The sequence below is a fragment of the Agrobacterium sp. SOY23 genome, from assembly GCF_027212525.1.
Lineage (GTDB): Bacteria > Pseudomonadota > Alphaproteobacteria > Rhizobiales > Rhizobiaceae > Agrobacterium > Agrobacterium tumefaciens_I.
In genome coordinates, this window is record NZ_JAPWDT010000007.1 from 110443 (window position 1) to 133371 (window position 22929).

The window sequence follows — 22929 nt, forward strand, 5'->3', positions numbered from 1 at the left end:
GCATGCTTGACGCTGCGTTGATCAAAGAATGCGCCGACCCTTCCCTCAAGCCCGCGATCGTCGAGCAATTCGTGATGGCCGCAGGCTCGACTGATCCTCTCGCCGTCACGGTCAAATCAGGCGGCCGGTTGATCCTCGTGCCGAAAGCCACCTCAGCGGAAGAAGCGATGGCCATCGTGCGACAGTATGCCGGTCAGGCGGTTGTCCGCGTTGGGGTAACACAGTTTCCAGCCGGTGTTGGCATCAGGGAACCGGCGGATATCAAGCCGGACCTTGTCGATGCCTGCCGGAATCTCCGCATAGGCACGGCGATGTTTGCCAAGATCCTGAGGATCGTTGCCAAATGGTACGGTAACCCCAGGAGCGATGATGATGTTTTTCCGCAGATTTTCGATGATGCGGTTTACGCGTGGAAGACCGGCGAGTTCGAGGGCGCAGGCATTTTCCAGGCGGAGGATCCGGGAACGCCGGTTGAAGTGCCGCAGCGAGGTAGAGAAACGGCCCACGCCGGGGCGGACGACACCGAAATGGCGCCAAACGAGGAGCAACCGGTGACTGCCCAGAATGTCGGGCAAGCCGGGATACGGATCGATCTGTCGCGTATTGGAGGTCAACAGCATTGACTTCGTTTGCCGGGTGGGGAGAAGAAGTTTCGATCCAGATGCAGCGCATGAAACCGGTGTCTTCCAAATTCGGGTCTCATACCCTCTCCTCCTCTGCGTCGTTACGGTCGCACAGGACAGGCTCGAGTATCCTCGTTACATCTTCGGCCAGGCTCGCCTAATGCGTTTGGCCTTGGATTTGTGCACCGCCCCGAGCAGGCGACAGGTTCCCGAAACTCTCCTTGTCCACCGCCTCCGCTTCTTACGCTGCCATGCGGGCATATCGAGCCGGAGGCATCCCGGTATTCCGCGCAAAGGCCACGCTGAAGGTGCTTGCTGACCCGTAGCCAACCCGTTCGGCGATATCCTCGATTGCGAGGCTACCATCCCGCAAGAGCTGCTTTGCCAGCGCCATGCGCCAGACCAGCAGATATTCCATCGGAGGAACCCCGACAATGCGATTGAACCGTGCAAAGAATGCCGAACGGGACAGCGCGGCCCTGTTTGCAAGATCGACAACGGTCCATGGATGGCCGGGACGGGCATGCATCGCACGAAGCGCGCCTGCGAGGCGTTCGTCTGCCAGTCCCCTGCGAAGGCCCGGCGCGGAGGTTGTTTCCGTTGCAGACCGCAATGCCTCGATCAGCAGAACCTCGATAAGGCGTTCCAGAACGAGTTCGCGGGCTGCGCGCCGATCCTGCGTCTCCTCATCGATCAATTGCATCAGCGTGGCAAACCGGGTTTTGTCACGGACCAGAACCATCTCCGGCAGCAGGGAGACGAGCAGCGCAGAATCCGGTGCGCCAAAGCTGCAATGGCCGATACGCATGCGCAGATCGGCCGGACCGTCGTGTGGCCCGACGCGGAAATACCCTTCATTGATCTTTGTCGGCACCATGGCCGGCAGATCGGCCGCAGCATCAACGCTCTCATTGACGAGATCGCGCATGGCGGGCGCGAGGACGAAGTCTCCGGCCTTAAGGGTCAAGGTTTGATGACCATCGAAGGTAACGCGGCATGTCCCTTCCAGGATCGCGCAATAAAATGGTTCCCCTGTCGCCTCGCGGCGTATGCGCCACGCGCCTGAACATTCCACCAGCTTCGACAATCGCGCGGTGGGCTGCAGAAGTGTGACGATTTCGGCAAGGGGGTCTACAGTCATATCAGGACTATCGCAAAAGAAATGAGGATGTCAGCATATATAAAGTCTTCCTCCTGGTCACTACCATAATGTCAGTCACCCTGTATGGAGATAACTATGCCCAACATATTGATTACCGGTTGTTCCTCCGGCTTTGGCCTCGAAACCGCAAAACTGTTCCTCGAAAGAGGCTGGGATGTGGTGGCGACAATGCGAACGCCCGACAGGGATTTGCTTCCGGCGTCCGATCGTCTGCAGGTTCTCGCGCTCGACGTCACCGATCCCGAAAGCGTCGCGCAGTTGGTCGAGACAGCAGGTCACATCGATGTTCTTGTCAACAATGCCGGCCTTGGCGCGCCGTCGCCGGTCGAACTGACCGCCTCGCAGACTGTACAGGCTCTCTTTCAGACAAACACGATCGGAACATTGGCGATGATCCAGGCGGTGGCCCCGCAAATGCGCCATCGCCGAGCCGGCGTCATCATCAATGTCACATCCTCGGTCACAGTGAAGCCACTGCCGATCATCGGGGTATACCGCGCCAGCAAGGCGGCGGTGAACGCATTCAGCGAGTCTCTGGCGATGGAAATGGAGCCTTTCGGCGTCCGTGTGCATATCGTCTTGCCGGGCCGTTCGCCGCAAACAAGCTTTGGCGCCAACGCTCGTCCACATCTGCGCGGCATGGATGACGGGGACTATGCTCCTCTTCTCCAGCAATTCATCAAGAATGTTCAGGACGATAAAGGCCCTGTCACCCAGGCCCATGATGTCGCCGAGGCGATTTGGCAGACTGCCAACGATCCCTCCGCACCACTGCGCATTGCCGCAGGCGAAGACGCAGCGCTCTGGATGGCTGAGGCAGGCCTGTAGTCATTGAAGCGCCAGTCAAACCGGTGTTACCCGATCTGGCACTGATGCTGATGGAGCGTGTCGGCATTGGACAACAATGCCGGCACGCTCAAGCTTGTTCTTGTTGCGTATGTGGTGTGCACAGGCGGGTTTCTCGATACCGGGGATGCCTTCGCGAACGGGATTTCACCAAGGGCATCGATTGACGGCGCAACTGGTGATCGGGATATCCCTAAGTTTGGCGGAGAGACAGGTGAATGCCCGCCAGCGTGCATCGCACGGAACCTCCGGCCATTTCGATAGATGGTATATCAAGCGCAACAATTCTCACGCGCTCTTCGATCGCGTTTCGCTGTGAAGTTTCGAGCGACGCCAGGGCAGTCGTCGACATGGCTAGAAGGCGGCCATTGTGCCCCTGAAGCTCCAGTGCATTGCCTGCAAACCTGTCGATCTGGCCATCACTCAGTTCAATGACGTATCGGCCTGAATTGTGCAGGCGTGCCAGGATTTCTTCTCGACGCACGACGTCTGGTATCATCCCTGCCCCGATCATGGCGAAATCGGTTCCGATGCACATCAGGACGTTCGTATGATAAATGGCTACTCCTTGAGCGTCGCAGGCATCAAACACCATCGGCTCGAACCCGAATTGCGTCGAGAAGCGTTCGAGCACAACGGGGTCTGTCCGGTCTGATCGCACCGCGTATGCAACCCTGTCGATATGGTCCAGGACCATTGCGCCCGTCCCCTCGAGGAACAGACCGTCGGGCTCCAGGCCGGAATAGTCGACGACCTGCTGCACGCGGTATTCGGATTTCAGCATCTCGATAATATCGAACCGCCGCTCCCGTCTACGATTGTTCGCCCGCATCGGATAGATGGCCACGTGCCCGCCGGCATGAGTCGAGAACCAGTTGTTGGGAAAGACCGAGTCCGGTGTGGTCGTTCCCAAATCATCAAACAGATGAACGGTTACCCCATGGCTGCGGAGTGTTTCCACGGCATTGGTGACTTCGAGATAGGCTTCTTTCGCTATATCCGAAAGATCGATATCTGCTGTCTGGAAGCTGTTGTCGTCAGCCGTCTGTTCGTTGACGGTGAAATTATGAGGCCGGACCATCACGACCGCGGCTGGCGCTTGCGGAGAATATCGCATGAATTCATCCCCTCTGCCGGAAGATGTCGGTTTTTAGCTGAAGGTCGACGCCTCCCTGCCCCGCAAGCTTGCAGATTGTCAGTGCCGTCTCATACGATTTTACGAAGGCGGGGACCGGCAGGAATTCAAACCGCGAATGAAAGTTGTAGGCTCCTGTGAAAAAGTTCGGCGTGGGTATTCCGCGCGCGGACAACGCTGAACCATCTGTTCCGCCACGCATGGGAATGATTTTCTTTGCAATGCCGAGGTGATCGAGGGCGCTGAACAACAGACCGGACGCGCGCGGATCAGCAGCGAGGTGATCGCCGATATTGTCGTAGGTGTCGGAAACAGAGCTTCGAACCGAACCGGTCGGATATTGTGCCGCAACCAGCGCCGCGACCTCGCCAATTCGCTTTTTTCGCTCTTCGAAACCGGCCTTGTCGAAATCACGGATCATGACCTTCAGTCGGGCCTCGCTATCGCTGGCGACCAGATCCTTGAACCAGAAATACCCTTCCCTGCCTTCGGTGCATTCAGGCGTATCGTTACGATCGAAGTGCGAGATGAAATCGAGCGCCATCAAAAGAGGATTTACCAGTATCCCTTTGGCCGACATCGGATGAGCGCTGACGCCCGTAAAAACGATCTCGGCGGATGCGGCGTTGAAATTTTCGACCACCACCTCGCCCTGCTCACAGCAATCGATGGTGTAAGCGAAGTCGCAAGGGAAACGGGCAAGATCGAGCGCCTTTGCTCCCCTTAAGCCGATCTCCTCGTCCGGAACGAAGGCGATGGCAATGTCACCGAGGGGAGCATCATCCTCCAGTCGTGCCAACAGCGTCATGATGACCGTAATCGCGGCCTTGTTGTCGGCACCGAGCAGGCTGGTGCCGTCGCCCACGACAATATCTTCACCGTCCCAGTCCCTGAGTTCAGGATGATCATTCACCCTCAGCCAGATATCGTGGTCACTGTTCAGGCAGAGATCGCTTCCTTCAAAGCGCTTGATCTGTGGCTTGATGGTCGCAGACAGGCCGACATCGACGGTATCGAGATGGGCGATGAAGCCGACGCGCGGGAGGTTCGGATCACTGCCGCGCCTGATCGCCGTGACGATTGCATTATCATCGACAATCACCCCTTCAAGGCCGAGTTCCTGAAGCTCCTGTGCAAGCAGCAAGGCAAGTTTCAGTTGTCCGGGCGTTGACGGTAACTCTGAAGAGGCCGCATTGCTCTGGCTTTCGATGCCGACATACCGGAAAAATCGTTCGAGAAGCTCGTCACGTAGCCCGGTTGCGTCCCCTGCTGTCGTGTCCATGATCTGCGCTCCGTTCGTAATCTTTGTAATGTGCAGTTTGAAGATCTTATTGCTTTGCTTTTGCCCGGACCTGCATGGCAATTCGCGCTGCCTCGTGTTCTGCTCGATCCAGGGCTCAGAGCCGAAGAATGCCGATGTTGTCTTCGATGTCGATCCTCGTTCCCAGTTTAGCCGACTGCGCCTGAAGTCGCGTGAGGATACGGTCCGCTCTCCCGTTGGTCGCAAGATGGGGCGCCAGGCGCTCCTCCAGCCTCGAATGGCTCAAACCCTCCTCGCCACCGATGACAACGGGATGGAAATCGATACCTGCCAGGTGATTGCCGGTATCGAAACTGCACACACCAATCACGCTCTCCCAGACCTCCGGTGCATGCCATGTGGATTTCGACGGAACATGGAATATGAAATTTCCAAGGCTGTAAAAGATCGGCCGGCCGTTATAAATCTCGAGCGGTTGAAGAACGGGTGCGCCGTGGCTCAGGAACATTGCCGCGCCCGCGTCGATGCAACTGCGCGCGACGGAGCCAACCCAGTCGGGAACCTGGTACCAGTCCGGGGCCCAATGATGATGATGCAGATAGGCGACGACGAGGTATCCTTCATTCGCAGCCGATGCGATTTCCTGAAGGTTGCGCTCCATGTCCGATCTGTCGATGCTGACGTTGCGCCCAAAACGTCCGGCCCGCTTGAAGACCGTCCGGCCGAGCGCCAGCTCGTCAACAGGATCGACGAAAGGCGGATCGTTCGGTTGACTGTCGTTGGAAAGGTCAATCGCGGTATATCCGACTTTGTCCCGGATCGCGGTCAGCTCTTCAAAGGCGCGATCGTCGACTTCGATGAGCTGCGAAAGCTTGAGACGGTTGATGCCGGGACGCGCGGGGCGATGTTCGTCACCGTCAGCTGCATACATGAGATCAGGTCCCGGACCGCCATCCATGGCAACCATCGCCACGCGGTTTGTGCCAACCACTCCCCTCGCCGCCTGGGCTGCATGCCGGTGGTCCCTTCCGATCCCCGCACGCAGTATCCGGCGCCGTTCCACTTCGTCCAGGGTTGCCAGGATCCCTGACGGTCCCAGGTCAAACGCATGGTTGTTGGAAAGTGACAGAGCGCCAAAACCCATCTCGGCCAGAGCATCAAGCACGATTGGCTTGCTGCATCCGAAAAAGGAACCTTTCAGTGGCCAGCCGCCATAATCTCCAAGAATGGTGCCCTCGAAATTCGTAAAGGAAAGATCTGCATTTCGAAGGATGTTCTGGACCGCCTTGAACTCCGCAGCATCGATGTTCCGAATGTCGTGTTTGATAAGAGACTGGCCGGTCACGGCGAGAGTAAATCGTCCTGTCATATGCTTTTGCCTGTGTTGACCGCCTGCGGGGGCGGCAGGTTGGTGGACGGGCGAACAATCGCGCCCCTGAAGCTGTGGTGCTGGTAAATGAACGTGATCTTCCGCGGAGATATCAGTGCGTGAATCTTCGTGGGCGAGCGTCGATGAGACTTCGCGTGTAGGGATTGCGCGAATTCGAGAAGACGTCATCACAAGGGCCGCTGTCCTCGATCCTGCCATCCCTGAAGATGAAAACCGAGCGGCAAAGCTGCTGGACGACCGCCAGATCGTGCGAGATAAACAGCATCGAAAGTTTCTGGCTCAGAACGGTTTCCCTGAGCAATTCGATGATCTGGGCCTGCACCGAGACATCAAGTGCAGAGGTCGGCTCGTCAGCGACGATGATTTGCGGACGTGCCAGAAGGGCTCTTGCGATGCAGACGCGCTGTTTTTGTCCACCCGAAAGCTGGTGCGGATAGCGGGCAAGCAGGCCCAGCGGAAGTCCAAGTCGTTCCATCATTGCATCGAGTGAGTGCTTCTCGCCGTCGTCTCCCGCACTAGCGCCAAAGCGGAGGCTCTCGCGCAAGGCCTCGCCTATGCGCATCGTCGGGTTTAGTGACACGGCAGGATCCTGAAAAATCATCTGCACCTGTCCCAGAAGGCCGCTGCGGTGTCCCGGTCGAGTCACATCGTAGGGCCTGCCCTCCAGCAGCATCGTTCCGGTGGACGCCGTTTCCAGCCCCGCAATGATCCGGCCGAATGTTGTCTTTCCGCTGCCGCTTTCTCCGACTATGCCGGTGATCTCGCCCCGAGGCAGCGTCACGCTGATCTCGCTTAAGGCGAACCGGGCAGAGCCACGCCCCCTGCCGACCACAGAGGACAGCTTGCTTGCAACGAATGACTTTCCAATGCCTTCGGCAACAAGCGAAGCATTGGAAGCACCCCTCATCGCTGCAACTGCTTCCTCCCCCCGTGGGCCGTTGTGGCTGTTCTCGCCAGGACCCTCACTATTCAGACGTAGCCGGGGAACCGCGGCGAGAAGGTCGCGTGTATAGTCCTCGGCAGGTTTGTCGATCACGCTGGTGGTGTCGTTTTCCTCGACCACCTTTCCGTTGCGCATGACGAGGACGTGATCCGTAACGTCTGCGACGACGCCCATGTCATGGGTGACAATGATGATTGAAATGCCCGTTTCATCAACGAGCGTGCGCAGTAGCGCCAGGATTTGCTTCTGCACTGTGGCATCCAGTGCCGAGGTCGGTTCATCCGCGATAATGAGATCGGGCGATCCGGCCAGCGCCATGGCGATCACCGCCCGCTGTCGCTGCCCGCCGGAAAACTGGTGCGGGAAGTGACCGTAGCGACGCTCCGGGTCGGGAATGCCAACTCGCCCGAGCAGCTCCAGCGAACGCAGCCGGGCATCAGCGGAAGACAAGTTCGCGTTATGGGCGCGAACCGTCTCGGTGATCTGGGCACCGATGGTCATCAGCGGGTCTAGTGAGGCGGTGTGATCCTGGAACACCGCTGAAATCCGCCGGCGCCTCGCGAGGTCACTGTCGAGTGGAGCGATGGCCACCCCGTCGATGGCCATCGTTCCGGAAACCTGCTCGATGCCGGGCGGTAGCAGGCCGAGGATCGCGTTTCCAATCGTTGATTTTCCGGCACCTGATTCCCCAATAATTCCCAGGATTTTGCCACGGTCGAGTGTGAAACTGACATCGCTCAGGATGATCGACTGGCCGGACTTTGACCGGTGGCGGAGACTTAGATTGCTGACCTCGACAAGAGGCACAGCGTCGTTGTCTGTCACAGGTTTTGTCATTGCTGTTCCTAAGCTCTTCATCGCGGCTTGCTCCTGGGGTCGAGGCGCAGGCGAATGCCTTCGCCCGTAAAGTTGATGGCGGCGATCAGGCAAAACAGTGCAAGGCCAGGAAACAGGCTGATCCAGTACTGACCAGTCAGCAGGTATTGGAAACCGTTTGCGACCATCGAGCCGAGCGACGGTTTGTCGAGCGGAACGCCAAGGCCGAGGAACGACAGTGTCGCTTCAAGCGCTACCGCATGCCCAACCTCGATCGGGATGAGACTGACGGCCGGAGCGATACTGTTTGGCAGGAGGTGCCGAAATATGACCTTTTGGGTCGGCAGACGCATCAGGCGTGCTGCATCCATATAGGACTTTCGTGTCTCGCTGAGGGCGACACCCCGCACCAGCCGCGCATAACTCGCCCATTGCGCAATCACGAGCGCGAGAATGATCCGATCCACGCCCGGACCAAGCGTGACGATGGCGACCAGCGCAACGAGGATCGTCGGAAGGCTGAGCTGCAGGTCGACGAGACGCATGATGACAACGTCAACCCAGCGCCCGAAATAGGCGGCGCTGACCCCAGCCGTCAGACCGATCAATGCAGCGATCGCCGAGCTGGTGAGCGAAACGACGAGGCTGATGCGCAAACCATAGAGAATGGTGCTGAAAATATCCCGCCCCAGCCCGTCCGTACCAAGGAGATAAATGTAACCTCCGCTGCCGACGGTGCCAGGAGCCGATGACGCCTCCCACACGAAAACCTGAAGCGGATCATAGGGGTTCTGCAAAGCAATCAGGGGTGCTGCAAGCGCCGCCAGTATGAAGCAGCAAAGGACGACTGTTGATAGGCGACCCGAAGCATGAGAAAAAGGGCGTCGTCCGGACATGCCGGTGCGCATCCCAAGCGCCCGAAGAATAAGCGGTCTCATGATATGTCCCTTCTTATGGCGACAGGCGCACGCGTGGGTCGACGAACGCGTAATAGAGATCGACGACAGCGTTCAGCGTAACGAAGCTCACGGCGGTGAAGGTGAGGCTCGCCATCACGACAGGTCGGTCCAGCAGCTGAATGGAGTCGATCAGGAGCTTGCCAATCCCCGGCCAGGCAAAGATCGATTCAACAACGATGGCAAAGGCGAGCATTCCGCCAAATTGCAGGCCGATGATCGTGACAAGAGGCACACTGATATTCGGCAAGGTGTGAGCCAGGAGGATTCGCTTCGGCGAAAGGCCTCGTGCCCTGCAAAAGCGCGTGAATTCCTGCTGTTCCACCTCGATCGTGCCCGATCTTGTCAGTCGGGCAATCAGTGCGATGTTCGGGATGGCAAGTGCCAGCATCGGGAGGATCATGTGCCGCAATCCGTCTGCGGTCAGAAAGCTCCATTCGCTCCCTGCAAAACTTGCCGTCGTGCCTCTGCCACCCGACGGGAACCAGCCGGTCAGGACCGCACCCGTCAGGATCAACATCATGCTGAGCCAGAACGAGGGAACGCTGAGAGCAAAAACGCTGCCGTTCAGGACTGTCCGGTCGAACGCCGTTCCCTTTCTTCTGCCGGCAACGAGGCCAAGTCCGATCCCGGTGACGGCCGACAGAAGGATCGCCGCGCAGGCGAGCTCCAGCGTTGCCGGCAGTTTGCCAAGAACCAGGTCAAATGCGGGTTGATGGTAGATATAGGAGGTACCGAAGTTGCCGCTGACGACGTTCTTCAGGAACAATCCATATTGTTGCCAGATCGGCAGGTCGAGCCCGAGCGCAACTGTCGCACGCCTGATGTCTTCGGGTGTGGCAGTTTCGATGTTGACCACATTGAAGACGGGATTGCCGACGCTGTGGATGCCGATGAAGCCGATCAGCGACATGGCGAGGAGTAGAAGCAAGGCCTGCGAGACCCTTGCCGACAAGGCGGAGATTAGACCCATCACCTTACTCCGTCGCTGCGATGGTCTGCATGGCCGTTGTCCAGCCGCGCGGGTGCATCACGAATGATCCAACTTTCGGGCCGTAGCCGACGATATGATGGAAGTGATAGAGCGGGATGATCGGCTGGTCTTTGAGAGCAAGCTCCGTTGCCTCTGCAAGCGCAAAATTCCGCGCCTCGCCTTCTTCGAGGCCCTCTGCCTTTGCAAGAAGTGCGTCAAAGGCTGTATTGCGATAATGCCCGAAATTCAGCGCTCCGGTGCCGCGCTCCTTATCCGGAGAGGCCAGCAGCGCTTGCAGGATGACGTCCACGGATTCGCCAGAGGTCCCGCCGTACCAGGCGGCGTATTCGCCGGCGGCGCGTTTGGTGTTGAATACCGAAAACGGGGATGCCTGGGGCTGGACAGACACGCCGATCCGCGCCCAGCTCTGTGCCACAGCCTGAAGACTGTCGCTGTCTCCGGGGTAACGGCCGGCAGGGCCAGCAAGCACCAGGTTGAAACCGTCAGGATAGCCGGCATTTGAAAGCAGTGCCTTGGCCGCGTCATAGTCGGGTGCTTCTGCCTTCAGGTTTGGGGAGGTTCCGGGCAATCCTTCGGGAAACAGCTGTGACGCTGCGGTTCCGTAGCCGGAGAGGATTTTTTCCGCGATTACTTTGCGATCCGTGGCAAGCGCCAGGGCCTTTCTCACCCTCACGTCGCGAAACGGGTTTGGAATTGGGGTACCGGATTTGTCGGTAACGCCGGACACCTTCTCCTTCTCGACTTCGAACTGCAGAAAATTGATGCGAGCCGCACTGATGCTGGCGATACTGGCACCGCGCTGTTTCAGGGAACTCACGTCCCTTGCCGGGATGGAGTCAGCCACGTCCACATCACCGGCAGACAAAGCCGCGACACGGGCCGCAGGACTTTCCATGACCCTGAAGTTGACCGTGGGCCATGCAGGACGGCCGCCCCAGTAGTCATCGTTTCGTGTCAGTTGCAGGGTCTCGCCCGAACTCCAGTCTCCCAGCTTGTAAGGGCCCGTGCCGACTGATGCCCGCCCGGAATTGAGTTCCTCTGTTGTTTGAAACCCGTCCCCCGGCTTGTGCATGATGAAGACGGAAGACATCAGTAAAGGGAAATTGGGGACTGGCCGATCCGTTTCGAAGGTGACCGTTAATGGATCCGATGCCGTAACGGACCTGATATCTGTCACGTAGGAACGGTATCCGCCGCTGGGTGACTGCAGGAAGTTACGGACACGCTCGATGGAATAGACGATATCCTCTGCCGTAAACGGCGAACCGTCATGAAACTTGACGCCGTCACGCAGCTTGAACTCCCAGCGGTTGCCGGAGATCATCGACCATGAAACCGCGAGGCCGGGCTTGAGAGAGAGCTTTTCGTCCTGGTAAACCAGCCGCTCGTAAATATTCGACAGCAGCGAGGTGTTTTCGTTGAGGTTCGCGTAGTGAGGATCGAGTGTCATCAACTTGTAAGATGTCGCGATCCTTAAGTCCGACTGGGTCTGCGCGCCGACTGGCGTTGAGGGCTGGGTGAGAAGCACGATTGAGAGAATGCCCGCCGCAATAGCGATTGGTCGTAATGTTTTGGTGAAATTGGTCATTGAGTTCCCTTTTGTCGTTGAAATTTGGACGGCCGAGCCACCTGCTGCGACAAGGCCGCAACTTGGTTCAGCAGTCAGATGGTTGAATCGGAAACACGACGGGACACTCGGACCCCGCCGGATAAATGTAACGGTGTTCGAATTTAGACGGCTACGGCCTTCCCGTTTTGATCCCCGGCCCTAGTTGGTTGGGCCGGCGCGGTCATCGGGCCAACGCGCGGGCAGTAGGCAGGAAAAAAGACCTAGGAGTTGAGTTGAAATCTGTCCTCGCGAAATTAGGCGTAGTTCTGCTATTGTCGGAATCAGCCATGATCCGAGCTCCCTAACAGCATGATTGTGGTTAGGCCGCATCATGCGCTCGTGCGCGAGATGCAGTCAAGTGAAACTAAAAGTGCCACATGAACTAAAAAAGTTCAACCCGAAATCGTGGATTTATGAAGAAAATAACAGGTGCTCAGATTCGAGCCGCAAGGGCCCTAAAGCGATGGACGGCTGAAGAGTTGGCCAGTCATGCCTCTGTTGGATTATCGACGATAAGAAGAGCTGAAGCTGACAATGGAGTACCATCCATCACCGCGGCAAACTTGAAGCTAATACATCTCGCTTTTGAAGATGCTGGAATCGAATTCATCGAAGAAAATGGCGGTGGGGTTGGTGTTCGCTTCAAGAACCCGCGTTAATCGAACGATCTTAGATCTGCCCATGGGAAGCGAGGAAGTTTCTGAACTGCGACGTACGCGATAATCCCAATAGAAAATTGCGTGCATGTTGCGATCGTCAATTGGTTTTTCGCGACGAAGCGCCTCTCAATTTTCTGTCGGAAGCGACGTTTTGGAATCTCTGCCAAGATGGGTTTATCAGTGAGCGCTCCGGCAAATCACACACCGTAGTGGCGCAAATCTAGGCAGACTCTCGTGATTGGCAACTCGGGGAGATTGAATTGATTGCAGATGGCCGAAAACCTAGTGATATGAAAAACCCACAGGAAGATAGCGCAGCGATCCGTTTGCTGGGGATGGAAATACCGGACGTTACGCTGAAAGCGACCGATGGCACGACTGTTGACCTCAAAGGACCGGGTCTATCCGTAGTCTATGCGTACCCACGCACTAGTCCACCAGACGGCAGCGCATTTGAGGGATGGGACGAAATACCCGGAGCTAGAGGATGCACGCCTCAGTCTTGTGCGTTTCGCGACCATTTCTCTGAGTTGAGAAGACTAGGGGTGAGTCGTCTTTTCGGACTTTCGACTCAGACCACTGAATATCAAAAAGAGGCCGCAGAACGGCTTCATCTGCCCTTTCCATTGCTTTCTGACAATTCGCTTTCGCTGGCCAACGCTCTTGACTTACCCACTTTTGAATCCGGCGGGTTCACCTTGCTCAAGAGGCTGACAATGATAATCGAAGAGGGTACTATCAAGCATGTTTTCTATCCGGTTTATCTGCCCGATGAGAATGCCGACGCGGTGATTGCTTGGCTGGCAGCAGACTATCGCTCATGATTGAACGGAGTACCGACAACGGTCGAGACGCACGCTGCTTCTGTGGTTCCCGCACAGATCCATCGGCTTCGGGCACTTTAGCCCACGTGCTTAGGTGCCTTTGGAAAGACAGTTATGGGGCCGGGCGCGGACTGTCCGCTGGTGGACACATTTACCGGATAGCTACGTTCAGTAACCGGCCTCAAACAGATGTCGACGCTGCTCGTTCGCGCATGCTGGGCGGCCGCCACTGTGCATGGCGACCGTTTGGCCATGCTCAGAGGTTTTCCTTGTAGAAAGAGATCAGCTTCGCCAGCGCCTTTCCGACTGGCTCTGGTTTGTCATAGAGGTCATAGTGCGACCAACCTTCGACGACGACCAGTTCCTTCTTCTTCGAGGCTGCCCGTTCGATGATCTCGCAGCCGTCGCGATAGGCGCCGAACGCGCCAACCTGATCGCCGACTACGATGCAGAGAGGCTGCGTCAGCAGCACTTCCGCCAGATGGAAAGCGTCCCAGCCGACCGCGGCGGCCTGATGTGACAGGAGCGAACGGTTCAGGCCATTCGGCTTCTGGCCGCGTGGCGTCCGGTAATAGTCGGTCGCCTCCAGCGGATCGCGGTCGGTAACACCGGCGGCTCGTGCTTCCTCGACGGAGTTGGCCAGCAGATTGTCGACGTGGAGCGTTGCACCACGGGCCTCGGCGGTGCGTTGCCTGGCCATTGCCTCCAGCGCACCAATCGGGTTGAGGCCGGTGAAGTTGCCGCGCATCAGGCGGCCATAGTTTGCGCCGGTGACAGTGCCGACTGCCTTGATGCGGCGTTCGGTCATGGCGGCGTTGATCGAATAGCCACCGCCGCCGCAGATGCCGAGGACGCCGATGCGGTCTTCATCGACATAGGGGAGCGTCACCAGATAGTCGGCGACATGGCGGAAGTCCTCGACGCGCAGCGTCGGGTCTTCGATAAAGCGCGGCTCGCCGCCGCTGGCGCCCTGGAAGCTGGCGTCGAAGGCGATGACGACGAAGCCTTCCCTGGCCAGCGCCACGCCATAGACGTTGCCCGCGGTCTGGTCCTTGCAGCTTCCGATCGGGTGTGCGCTGATGATGGCCGGATATTTTTTCGACTTGTCGAAGTTCGGTGGGAAGTGGATATCGGCGGCGATATCCCAGTACATGTCGTGGTTGCGGATTTTCACGGTTTCCATGATGCGATCTCCTTGGTTTCCAGATTAGGGGGTGTTTTCACCAGTCGAAGGGCGGGCTTGGTCATATGAAGGCAGGCTTGTCGCCATCGGTATCGGGCTTGTTGACACCGATGTTGCGGTTGCCCAGAGCGCCCGGCACTGCGGCCAGTTCAACAACCAGCGCCGCCACGCTCTTGCGAGCGACTTCCGTGCCCTTGAATGGCTCGTTGCGCTCGGTGGTCTCGTAGTCGACCTCGTCGGCGTCAGTCAGCCACGCCGGACGCAGCACGGCATAATCCAGCCCGGATGCCTCAATGAGATCCGCTGCCTTCCGGTACGGCGGGAAATACTCGCCGATCTCCCGGTTGTTCCACTCGCCGAACTTTCCAGGCACTTCGTCATAGATGCCGAGCGTGGTGCAGAAGATCAGCTTTCGGACGCCGGTAACGTTCATGGCGGCGATAATCGCGGCTGCCTGTGTATCTACGTCGCCTGCGAGGTTGGCATAAACAACATCCTGGCCGCCCATGGCTTCCTTCAGTTTGGCAGCGTCGTGAACGTCGCCTTCGATAACGCGGGTGTTGGCAGGAACCTTGCGGCCCAACTTCTTCGCATCGCGCAGGAACAAGGTCAGTTCGGCACTGTTTCGCTCCGCCAACATATCGACGACATGCCGGGCGATCTGCCCGCTTGCGCCGAGGATCAGGATTTTCGTCATGCCGTTCTCCATGCCGTTTTTTGATGAGGTTAACATAGCCCCCTCGACGGCCCTGAAAAATGGAGGCATCCTTCAATGAGTTTGAAGCAGCAGTTCATAATGAGAGCCTATGGATCGCAATCTCCTACCTGCCATCGCCGCTTTCGCGGAAGTCGCCCGGGAGGGAAGCTATACCCGCGCCGCCGGCCGGATTGGCATTTCCCCGTCGGGTCTGTCGCAGTCGATCAGAACCTTGGAACAACAGCTCGGTGTTCGCCTGCTCAATCGGTCGACACGCTCGGTGTCACTGACGGATGACGGCAGGAAGCTGCTGTCCCAAGTCGAGCCAGGGCTTGCGATGATCTCCCATGCGGTGGTCGCGGTCGGCGAGGCGCGCGAGAAGCCGAGTGGTGAAATCCGGCTGAACGCGCCGCGTGTCGTCGCACATCATTTCATCGAGCCGCACCTGGGAGAGTTCGCCCGTCGATATCCTGAAGTGCGTATCGAACTCTTCATCGATGACGGGTTGGGCGATATTGTGCGGGAGGGCTGCGACGCGGGCATTCGTCTGCGCGAAAGTGTTACGGACACGATGATTGCTGTACCAATTACGCCACCTGTTGCCCTGGCCGTCGTTGGTTCACCGGCCTACTTTGCAGCCAATCCGCCCCCTAGGCTGTTCGAGGACCTAGCGAAACACAATTGCCTCGGCTTTCGCCAGTCGAGCAGCGGGGCTGTTTTCCGCTGGGAGCTAACGGACCCTCGGTCGGGCGAGGAGCGGCTGTACCAGCCGCTTGGAACATTCGCCACCAACAGCGACGACGTCATGCTGAGTGCCGCGCTCCAAGGACTCGGCCTTGTTATGCATCTGGACTTTGCAGTGCGTCAGCATCTGGCTTCGGGCGCATTGGTCCGTGTGATGGAGGATTGGTGTCTGCCCTTCGAGGGTTTCAATCTTTATGTGCCGTCTCGTGACCAGATGCCGGCGAAACTGCGTGCCTTCGTCGATTTTCTTGTCGAAAAACGACGGCAATTGGAACGGTAAGCTGCTTCGCGTCAATGGGCTGCTGGCGAGGGGCGGATCGCCTCGATTCCCAAATTTTCCATTTTCCATCAAAAGTCACCGTCAAGATGCGTTTGAGTTGATATCCGCTTTTAGGGGAAACCAAAGCTGTACGACGGGCCAAATGAAGGCGCGTTGCCGATGTTCAACCGGCGCGGCGAAGGACAGCTTCGAACCCAATCTGGACATCGACGAGCAACTATGCGCACCGTAAATCATGTCCCTGACGCAAGACCTCGAGAAAATTCTGGAAACTGTCCTGCCAACCGATCCCAGCTTTCGGCGGATCGAACAGACGATGATAGACAGCTGCATTTGTGACACTCGACGATGCGCTTTGGAGGGCTCCAAGGAGGCCTTTCTGTTTTCCGCGATGCGCCTGCTCGCACTTCCCGACAACGGACACACACGGCTGATCCCAAACGATTCCATCTCGGTGCTCCCGCTGAGGTTTGTGAGCGTCGGTACGGTGGTGCAGTTGACTGACACCGCACTGGAAACAACTGCGCCAAGAGGAGAGTTGATAGCAGTCAACGGCACACCTTTGGGCCAAATTGAAGCCGCCGCAGAGAAATTTCTGGCGGGAACGCGCCAGAGGAAACGGGTCCTCGGACCGATTCTTCTCGCATGGCCGTATGCATTGGCTCACCTCGGGTTTTCTTCAAAAGAGAATACGACGGAATATCGCGTGAAAGACGAGAATGGGCAGATAACCGATTTGAAAGTGGAGAACGGGCATACGGTTCCTGCATCGATGCTCTACCCGAGAAACGAGCATGGCAAGGCTGATCCGGCCTGGAAACCCGAGAGATTTGTGGAGATTAAGGACTGGCAGGGGCTTGGGCTTTCAATATTATTGCCAAGTTTCTTCGATCCAGGCGAAAGTGCGCTGCCGAAAGCCGTCTCTGGCGCAGTGGAGCATGTAAGCGCCTGCTCGAACAAAAAACTCTTGATTGACGTTCGCGGAAACACCGGTGGCGACTTCCTTCAAACGATGCCCTTGATCGACGCCATCTCTCAAAATGCAGGCAGGCAGGTTGTTGTGCTTGTCGACAAATTCACGTTTTCCGCAGCGATAGTGTTTGTAGCCATTCTCAAACATCGTTTGGGACGCAGACTCAAACTCGTCGGGGAGGAAATGGGCGACGGGTTGATGTTTTTTGCCGAGGGAGGGTTGCTCGATCTACCGATCAGCGGAGCGGTCGTTCGATACTCATCAGCCTTTCACGACTGGGAGAACGGAACCAGCAACGAAACCACACCGGCTGAGATCGCGCGGCAAATGGTCCCGGCAGGAAAACTGAATTTGGATTGGGAATGGGTCGCAAGGTCTACTGCTGAGAATGCACAAGGCGCGTTCTATCAACAAGTTCTAAAGAGCCTGAACGATTAGACGAATGGCGGCTCAGTCCGCTTGGCCGACCTTGGAATGCGCCGCGGCGAACGGCCGCTTCTCGAGATATTAAGCAACCGTGAACGACCGGGATGAAGGCGCGAAGCTGCATATCAGCTTCCGACCTTAAAAGCGGTCGCCCAGGGGAGTAATCGAAAAATGCGGAAAGTGGTCTTAGCCAAGCGTTGCTAACCTGGGGCGGCCTCTGAGCTTCTCAACTCGGCTCGGGGATTTGGATTTACAACTCCGTCTGGTCGTAAGCGCGTCGTCGCGCCTTGATGGTGTTCAGATTGTCGTGAACCCAGAAGTTAAATCCCTCAAGGGCGCGCAAGGCTCCGTGGCCGATGTCTGTCAGCTCATACTCGACACGCGGCGGCACCTCGGGGAAATAGTGACGCACAACAAATCCTTCGCGCTCGAGATTGCGCAGCGTGAGGGTCAGCATGCGCTGGGTGACCTCACCGACTTCTTTTCTCAATGCCGTAAAGCGGAGCCGATGATCCTCAGCGAGCGAAAGGCGCCAAAGAACAGGCACAGTCCATTTGTCACCTACCAGGCTGCAGACCCCGTTTGACGGGATTGGTCTGAAGTGTCTGTCGTTTTCTGATCCGCGCGACCTGCCGGCATCGATCTGTTCGTCCAAGGGTATCATCCTTGTGCCTGATGCTGAAGAATGTGCCGTCTTCCGGCAAAACTGCATTCATATATATAGACGGTCCTTGTTTAACGCGAGGGTTTCAAGTGACCAATAGCAAGCACCCCATTCTGGTTTTCGGCGCTACCGGAAGGCAGGGCGGATCTGTCGCCAAAGCCTTGTTGAAGGCGGGATGGCCCGTTCGCGCGCTCGTTCAGGATTCCAGCAAAGCCGTATCTCTGAAATTGCGGAATGCAGGCGTCGAGCTCGTGCAGGGTTCATTTGAAGAGGCCAATGTAATCCACACAGCGATGAAAGGCGCTTACGGTGTCTTTAGCGTACTGCCAGCCAACCTGGCTGCCGAAGACGAAGTCCGTCATGGTATATCGATTGCGGATATCGCTGCAGAAACCGGCATCAACCATTTTGTTTATTCGTCGGGCGCCAGCGTGGGGGATGAGCTGACAGGCGTTCCGCGTTTCGACGCCAAGCCTCGTATCGAAGCCCATATTCGACATCTCGACATGGCTACGACAATCATCCGGCCGATGATTTTCATGGAAATGCTTGTACGACCGGGTTTCGGTCTGGATCAGGGCCGGCTGGTGTCCCTGATCCGACCCGACCATTCTATTCAGCTTACTGCCGTGGAAGACATCGGCAGGTTTGTCGCTGCCGTGTTTGCTGACAAGCCCCGCTTTGACGGCGTAACACTCAAGATCGCCAGCGATCGACTGACCGGCCCCGGGCTTGAGGCCGCCTTCAGCGAAGCAGCCGGTCGCCCGATCACCTATGAACGGTTTCCGGACGATGTTTTGGCTGTAAACGCTGATCTCGCGCATATGGCAAAAAGCCTGGAAGACGGGCCGCTCGCCGAGCAGGTCGATCTGAAACTTATGCGCGAAATCAACCCCGACCTGCTGACTTTTGCGTCTTGGCTTGCTGGCGATGGGCGCAGGTCGCTGGATGCAGCCTTGTCAGCATCAGTCTCGTGATGATACGCCGGCTTCAATAATACCAACCGGGAGGGACGTCACGAGGACAGGCTTGCCAGGCCTTTCGACCTCATTGCCATCGTTACCTTCCCGTAGCCGGGTGCCTTAGAGCTGATATGACAAACAAGGTTACGCCAATTAAGTCAGCCTGTTTAAAGATACGACGGCGCCACAAGTACCAGGAATGCGGCGACCTCGAGATCGCATTGAACGTGCTGGGCTTGGTCGGAGCACAAGCATGATCTTGCCGCGCAGTCCGCCTTTTGCGATCACGTCATACTCCCTGTTTACGCTGGACACGGATATCGTCGCATCGCAACCGAGCGAACGTTTGCGGGCATCAGTCACGCGCCAGGGCTTCGATCGGGTCAAGTTTTGCCGCATTGCGGGCGGGAAGAAAGCCGAAGACGATTCCAATGAGGGTCGAGCAGGTAAAGGCCACCATGATGGAGCTCGAGGAGAAGATCATTTTGAAGTCTGGGCTTAGCAAATTGAAAAGAGCGCTGATCCCGAGGGCGAGCATGACTCCCATGAAACCGCCGACAAGGCAGACCAGAATGGCCTCGATCAGGAACTGGGAGAGGATGTCGCTGCGGCGCGCGCCGACGGCCACACGAACCCCGATCTCCCTGGTGCGCTCGGTCACGGACACCAGCATGATGTTCATCACGCCGATGCCGCCGACAATCAGCGAGATCACGGCGACTGACGATATCAGCAGCGTCAGGGTTTGCGTGGTGGTCTCGATGGTTTCACGAATGGTCGCCGAGTTGGTGAGGAAGAAATCTTTCGCGCCGTGCCGGCGCTCGATAAGGCGCGAAACCGCAGCCTCGACATTTCCCGGGTCGACATCGTCTCTGATACGGACCGTTATGCCGTCGACGTTCGGACGACCCAGCATGCGGCCCATGACGGTTGTGTAAGGCGCATAAACGGTCAACGTATCAACCGCCGGGCCGAAGGAGTTTTCCCGTTTCGTCACACCTACGACCCTCGCCGGCATTGTGCCCAGAAGGATGACCTGCCCCACCGGGTTTACCCGGTCTGGAAACAGGTCTCGCGCGGCGTTTGCATCGATCACCACATTCTGGCTGTAGCTGGTAACATCCCGGGTGTCGAACAGATGTCCTTGCGCCAACTCAAGGCCCCTTGCGCGAAAGAAATCCGCGCCGACCCCGGTGACTGACGCATTGACGGCCACGGCGGCTCGCTTGACAGTTACGCTCGTCGTGACGGCTGGTGTCACGCTGTCGACATAGGGCTGGTTCACCAGCGCTTCTGCATCGGCGGGAACCAGCGTCCGTATCTTGCCCGCTTCCAGATCGCCGAAGCCTTTACCGGCCCGCACCTCGATCGTGTTGGTGCCGAGCGAACTGATACTGCTCAGGATTTGTTGCTGCGAGCCGGCTCCCAGTGCCGAGATAGCCGCCACTGAGGCGATACCGATGATGATGCCGAGCATGGTCAGAAGCGAGCGCATCTTGTGCGCCCATATTGCCGCGCCCGCCATACGAAAAGCTTCGGCCATCCGGTCAATTGCGCCACGCCAGCCAGCGCCCGGCGCGTGCTCGCGGATGGGACGGGCCGTCGCGGCGGATTTGGATATATTGCGCTCATCGGAAATGATAACGCCGTCGCTGATCTCCACAACCCGATCCGCGTGGTCGGCGATCTTCTTGTCGTGGGTGACCAGAATGATGGTGTGCCCTTCGGCGTGAAGCTCGCGCAGGATCTTCATAACCTCGGCGCCGCTGTGCGTATCCAGTGCTCCGGTCGGTTCGTCGGCCAGAATTATCTCACCGCCATTCATCAGGGCGCGGGCGATCGACACCCGCTGCTGCTGGCCGCCAGACAGCTTTCCAGGGATATTGCCCGTCCGCTCGGCAAGGCCCAGTCGGGTCAACAGGGAGATGGCTCGTTTGTGCCGGTCGGATCGGCTGCGTCCGGCATAGATGGCTGGCACCTCGACGTTGCTGGCCGCGCTGAGATCGCCAAGCAGATGATAGCGCTGGAAGATGAAACCAAACCGCTCACGGCGTAGCGCAGCCAGTTCGTCCACGGACATCTTCGACATCTCGCGCCCTTCGATCCAGTAGCTGCCGTCCGTCGGACGATCGAGGCAGCCAAGAATATTCATCAGGGTCGACTTGCCGGAGCCCGAAGCGCCGATGATGGCCATCATCTCACCGGCCTCTATGTCTAGGTCGACGTCTTTCAGCACCCGCACCATCTCGTCGCCTGCGGGGAAAGCACGGGATACCCTACGTACCCGGATCAGTGGTTCCGTCATGGCGCCGCCCTACCGCTGCGCCGCGGCCAGTTGAGACTGACCATCTGTGCGCTCGTCTGTGGATGCTCCCAGGACGATGATCTCGCCTGTCTGAAGACCGCTACGGATCTGGATGTCCGCACCGTTGTCGATGCCGACCTGGACCTGCCGGATCTGGACGTCGCGTGCCGCGTCGAGCACCCGGATGCGTGCCGTGTCGCCAGCCCGCAGCGCACCCTCCACAGCACTCAGCGGGACCAGCACGGCGCCGCTGACGCGGCTCAGGACGATGGACACCTGCGCCGTCATGGAGGGCCGCAGAACCCCGTCCGCGTTTGCGACGTCGATCAGCCCGGTGTAATAGACAGCACCTTTGGTTGAGCCTAGCCCGCTTGCAGCAGTGCTGCCCTCGTTGGCGATAGAGGCGGGGGCCGGCTCCACCTGGTGCAACTCCCCATCGAAACGTCGTTTCGGGTCGCCAAGAATGCTGAACCAGGCCGGCAGGCCCCGCCGTACACGCACGACGTCAGCCTCGGAGATATCCGCGCGCACCTTCATTCTGTCCAATCGCGCGATCATGACGATGGTCGGCGCAGTCTGCAGGGCATTGACGGTTTGACCTTCGTCGGTGACGATCGCCACCACGGTGCCGGCGATCGGGGCGGTGATGCGGGTATAGCCCAGCTCTATATCCGCGGACGCCAGCGCCACCTGCGCCTGGGTGATCTGAGCATCCAGCGCCTGGACCTCCGCCCGCGCACTGTCCAACGTGGCGACAGCCGCGTCATACTGGGCACGGGGTATCGAGCCTCCCGCCAGCAGTTCCCGCTCGCGCTCGAAATCCTTCTTCGCTTTCACCAGACCGGCCATACGCGCGGCATGGACGGCGCGGATGTTGGCCAATGCGGCCTCCCGGTCCCGCAAGGTGTTGCGCCGGGTCTGGGAATCGATCTCGGCCACCAATTGGCCAGCCTCCACGACGTCACCGATCTTGACAGCCAGATGCTCAACGCGACCCGACGCCTGGGCGCCGACACGCACCAGTTCGAGCGGTTCGAGAACACCTGTCGCCAACACGACCTCTTCAATGTCACCCGTTCTCGCCTGCGTGGTCACCAGTTCAGGCTTCGCCGGCGGACGCAGAAACAGGTCCCAGACAACCAGCAGACCGACAAGGGTCACTGTCGCCAGGATCAGACGCTTGCGGGTAATGTGTCGTGTCATCAAGCCATGGTCCGTGCCATTGAGAATTGCGGGCTTTCTCCGTCACGAAAATTACGCAAAAATTACGGAGAGTGGCCGTCGCCGCTGGCAGTTGGTCAGGAACCTGCCATTACCTGGCCGTTGTCACGCCTGGTGTGTTTGGCGCCCATTGCAAAGTCGACGGGTCGACAAAGAGTGCTTGCCATGTTGATGGCATGCCAGAGATTGCCTGCGGGACATTGAATGCGATAACGGCCATATCCACAAATGAAACCGTCTTATCGACCAGTCGGCG

At 58.1% G+C, this 22929-nt stretch carries 20 protein-coding genes; 7 read left to right on the top strand and 13 right to left on the bottom strand.

The genetic code is table 11. The features are described from left to right. The first annotated feature begins 2 nt into the window (after positions 1-2). Entirely contained in the window at positions 3-623 is a 621-nt protein-coding gene (locus O3S81_RS19785; RefSeq protein ID WP_269345930.1) for a TraH family protein, read from the top strand. 241 nt (positions 624-864) lie between these two features. Here O3S81_RS19785 and O3S81_RS19790 read toward each other — a convergent pair whose 3' ends face one another. After that, positions 865-1764 (bottom strand): AraC family transcriptional regulator, encoded by a 900-nt coding sequence (locus tag O3S81_RS19790; protein WP_269345931.1) that lies wholly within the window; start codon positions 1762-1764, stop codon positions 865-867. A gap of 96 nt (positions 1765-1860) precedes the next feature. Between O3S81_RS19790 and O3S81_RS19795 the strand changes: the two genes are divergently transcribed. Then, positions 1861-2613 (top strand): SDR family oxidoreductase, encoded by a 753-nt coding sequence (locus O3S81_RS19795; protein ID WP_269345933.1) that lies wholly within the window; start codon positions 1861-1863, stop codon positions 2611-2613. 211 nt (positions 2614-2824) lie between these two features. Here O3S81_RS19795 and ctlX read toward each other — a convergent pair whose 3' ends face one another. The 7 genes from ctlX to O3S81_RS19830 all read right to left on the bottom strand — a co-directional run bounded on the left by ctlX (position 2825) and on the right by O3S81_RS19830 (position 11714). Further along, positions 2825-3748 carry a citrulline utilization hydrolase CtlX gene (ctlX, locus tag O3S81_RS19800; RefSeq protein ID WP_269345935.1) on the bottom strand — a complete coding sequence of 308 codons (924 nt, stop codon included), beginning with the start codon at positions 3746-3748 and terminating at the stop codon, positions 2825-2827. A 4-nt stretch (positions 3749-3752) separates the two neighbouring features. After that, positions 3753-5048: a peptidase T gene (gene pepT, locus O3S81_RS19805; RefSeq protein WP_269345938.1), complete on the bottom strand. Its 1296-nt coding sequence runs from the start codon at positions 5046-5048 to the stop codon at positions 3753-3755. A 115-nt stretch (positions 5049-5163) separates the two neighbouring features. Further along, positions 5164-6396: a CapA family protein gene (locus O3S81_RS19810; RefSeq protein ID WP_269345939.1), complete on the bottom strand. Its 1233-nt coding sequence runs from the start codon at positions 6394-6396 to the stop codon at positions 5164-5166. Positions 6397-6508: 112 nt separating this feature from the next. Continuing rightward, positions 6509-8197 carry a dipeptide ABC transporter ATP-binding protein gene (locus O3S81_RS19815; protein ID WP_269345941.1) on the bottom strand — a complete coding sequence of 563 codons (1689 nt, stop codon included), beginning with the start codon at positions 8195-8197 and terminating at the stop codon, positions 6509-6511. A 17-nt stretch (positions 8198-8214) separates the two neighbouring features. Beyond that, the gene (locus tag O3S81_RS19820) at positions 8215-9072 is read right to left on the bottom strand and encodes an ABC transporter permease (protein ID WP_442864969.1); all 858 of its coding nucleotides are present in this window, start codon (positions 9070-9072) and stop codon (positions 8215-8217) included. A 55-nt stretch (positions 9073-9127) separates the two neighbouring features. Further along, on the bottom strand, positions 9128-10105 hold the full coding sequence (locus tag O3S81_RS19825) for an ABC transporter permease (protein WP_269345943.1): 978 nt from the start codon (positions 10103-10105) through the stop codon (positions 9128-9130). Between the two features lie 4 nt (positions 10106-10109). Then, positions 10110-11714, bottom strand: coding sequence for an ABC transporter substrate-binding protein (locus tag O3S81_RS19830; protein ID WP_269345945.1), 1605 nt, complete (start codon positions 11712-11714; stop codon positions 10110-10112). Positions 11715-12148: 434 nt separating this feature from the next. Between O3S81_RS19830 and O3S81_RS19835 the strand changes: the two genes are divergently transcribed. Beyond that, positions 12149-12394: a helix-turn-helix transcriptional regulator gene (locus O3S81_RS19835; protein WP_080868767.1), complete on the top strand. Its 246-nt coding sequence runs from the start codon at positions 12149-12151 to the stop codon at positions 12392-12394. Between the two features lie 290 nt (positions 12395-12684). Next, positions 12685-13218 carry a peroxiredoxin gene (locus O3S81_RS19840; protein ID WP_269346312.1) on the top strand — a complete coding sequence of 178 codons (534 nt, stop codon included), beginning with the start codon at positions 12685-12687 and terminating at the stop codon, positions 13216-13218. 256 nt (positions 13219-13474) lie between these two features. Here O3S81_RS19840 and O3S81_RS19845 read toward each other — a convergent pair whose 3' ends face one another. Both O3S81_RS19845 and O3S81_RS19850 read right to left on the bottom strand, forming a co-directional pair. Continuing rightward, the gene (locus tag O3S81_RS19845; RefSeq protein WP_269345949.1) at positions 13475-14401 is read right to left on the bottom strand and encodes an alpha/beta hydrolase; all 927 of its coding nucleotides are present in this window, start codon (positions 14399-14401) and stop codon (positions 13475-13477) included. Positions 14402-14462: 61 nt separating this feature from the next. Continuing rightward, positions 14463-15098, bottom strand: a complete 636-nt coding sequence (locus O3S81_RS19850; RefSeq protein WP_269345951.1) for an SDR family oxidoreductase — start codon at positions 15096-15098, stop codon at positions 14463-14465. Between the two features lie 109 nt (positions 15099-15207). On the opposite strand from O3S81_RS19850, the gene O3S81_RS19855 reads away from it, so the two are divergent. Then, positions 15208-16122, top strand: a complete 915-nt coding sequence (locus O3S81_RS19855; protein WP_269345953.1) for a LysR family transcriptional regulator — start codon at positions 15208-15210, stop codon at positions 16120-16122. A 235-nt stretch (positions 16123-16357) separates the two neighbouring features. Next, positions 16358-17533, top strand: a complete 1176-nt coding sequence (locus O3S81_RS19860) for a peptidase S41 (protein WP_269345954.1) — start codon at positions 16358-16360, stop codon at positions 17531-17533. A gap of 238 nt (positions 17534-17771) precedes the next feature. Here the strand turns inward: O3S81_RS19860 and O3S81_RS19865 are convergent, their stop codons facing one another. Continuing rightward, positions 17772-18185, bottom strand: a complete 414-nt coding sequence (locus O3S81_RS19865) for a winged helix-turn-helix transcriptional regulator (protein ID WP_269345956.1) — start codon at positions 18183-18185, stop codon at positions 17772-17774. A gap of 89 nt (positions 18186-18274) precedes the next feature. On the opposite strand from O3S81_RS19865, the gene O3S81_RS19870 reads away from it, so the two are divergent. Next, positions 18275-19162: an NmrA/HSCARG family protein gene (locus O3S81_RS19870; RefSeq protein WP_269345958.1), complete on the top strand. Its 888-nt coding sequence runs from the start codon at positions 18275-18277 to the stop codon at positions 19160-19162. A 340-nt stretch (positions 19163-19502) separates the two neighbouring features. Here O3S81_RS19870 and O3S81_RS19875 read toward each other — a convergent pair whose 3' ends face one another. Together O3S81_RS19875 and O3S81_RS19880 are read right to left on the bottom strand one after the other, a co-directional pair. Next, complete coding sequence (locus O3S81_RS19875) at positions 19503-21452, bottom strand: MacB family efflux pump subunit (RefSeq protein WP_269345960.1); 1950 nt, start codon at positions 21450-21452, stop codon at positions 19503-19505. Positions 21453-21461: 9 nt separating this feature from the next. Continuing rightward, positions 21462-22655, bottom strand: a complete 1194-nt coding sequence (locus O3S81_RS19880) for an efflux RND transporter periplasmic adaptor subunit (RefSeq protein WP_269345962.1) — start codon at positions 22653-22655, stop codon at positions 21462-21464. Positions 22656-22929: the final 274 nt, after the last annotated feature.

What these genes read in the sequence shown, in the direction of transcription:
- O3S81_RS19785 (WP_269345930.1), top strand. Translation starts at nt 3, where the DNA reads ATGCTTGACGCTGCGTTGATCAAAGAATGCGCCGACCCTTCCCTCAAG.
- O3S81_RS19790 (WP_269345931.1), bottom strand. Translation starts at nt 1,764, where the DNA reads ATGACTGTAGACCCCCTTGCCGAAATCGTCACACTTCTGCAGCCCACC.
- O3S81_RS19795 (WP_269345933.1), top strand. Translation starts at nt 1,861, where the DNA reads ATGCCCAACATATTGATTACCGGTTGTTCCTCCGGCTTTGGCCTCGAA.
- ctlX (WP_269345935.1), bottom strand. Translation starts at nt 3,748, where the DNA reads ATGCGATATTCTCCGCAAGCGCCAGCCGCGGTCGTGATGGTCCGGCCT.
- pepT (WP_269345938.1), bottom strand. Translation starts at nt 5,048, where the DNA reads ATGGACACGACAGCAGGGGACGCAACCGGGCTACGTGACGAGCTTCTC.
- O3S81_RS19810 (WP_269345939.1), bottom strand. Translation starts at nt 6,396, where the DNA reads ATGACAGGACGATTTACTCTCGCCGTGACCGGCCAGTCTCTTATCAAA.
- O3S81_RS19815 (WP_269345941.1), bottom strand. Translation starts at nt 8,197, where the DNA reads ATGACAAAACCTGTGACAGACAACGACGCTGTGCCTCTTGTCGAGGTC.
- O3S81_RS19820 (WP_442864969.1), bottom strand. Translation starts at nt 9,072, where the DNA reads ATGTCCGGACGACGCCCTTTTTCTCATGCTTCGGGTCGCCTATCAACA.
- O3S81_RS19825 (WP_269345943.1), bottom strand. Translation starts at nt 10,105, where the DNA reads ATGGGTCTAATCTCCGCCTTGTCGGCAAGGGTCTCGCAGGCCTTGCTT.
- O3S81_RS19830 (WP_269345945.1), bottom strand. Translation starts at nt 11,714, where the DNA reads ATGACCAATTTCACCAAAACATTACGACCAATCGCTATTGCGGCGGGC.
- O3S81_RS19835 (WP_080868767.1), top strand. Translation starts at nt 12,149, where the DNA reads ATGAAGAAAATAACAGGTGCTCAGATTCGAGCCGCAAGGGCCCTAAAG.
- O3S81_RS19840 (WP_269346312.1), top strand. Translation starts at nt 12,685, where the DNA reads ATGAAAAACCCACAGGAAGATAGCGCAGCGATCCGTTTGCTGGGGATG.
- O3S81_RS19845 (WP_269345949.1), bottom strand. Translation starts at nt 14,401, where the DNA reads ATGGAAACCGTGAAAATCCGCAACCACGACATGTACTGGGATATCGCC.
- O3S81_RS19850 (WP_269345951.1), bottom strand. Translation starts at nt 15,098, where the DNA reads ATGACGAAAATCCTGATCCTCGGCGCAAGCGGGCAGATCGCCCGGCAT.
- O3S81_RS19855 (WP_269345953.1), top strand. Translation starts at nt 15,208, where the DNA reads ATGGATCGCAATCTCCTACCTGCCATCGCCGCTTTCGCGGAAGTCGCC.
- O3S81_RS19860 (WP_269345954.1), top strand. Translation starts at nt 16,358, where the DNA reads ATGTCCCTGACGCAAGACCTCGAGAAAATTCTGGAAACTGTCCTGCCA.
- O3S81_RS19865 (WP_269345956.1), bottom strand. Translation starts at nt 18,185, where the DNA reads ATGATACCCTTGGACGAACAGATCGATGCCGGCAGGTCGCGCGGATCA.
- O3S81_RS19875 (WP_269345960.1), bottom strand. Translation starts at nt 21,452, where the DNA reads ATGACGGAACCACTGATCCGGGTACGTAGGGTATCCCGTGCTTTCCCC.
- O3S81_RS19880 (WP_269345962.1), bottom strand. Translation starts at nt 22,655, where the DNA reads ATGACACGACACATTACCCGCAAGCGTCTGATCCTGGCGACAGTGACC.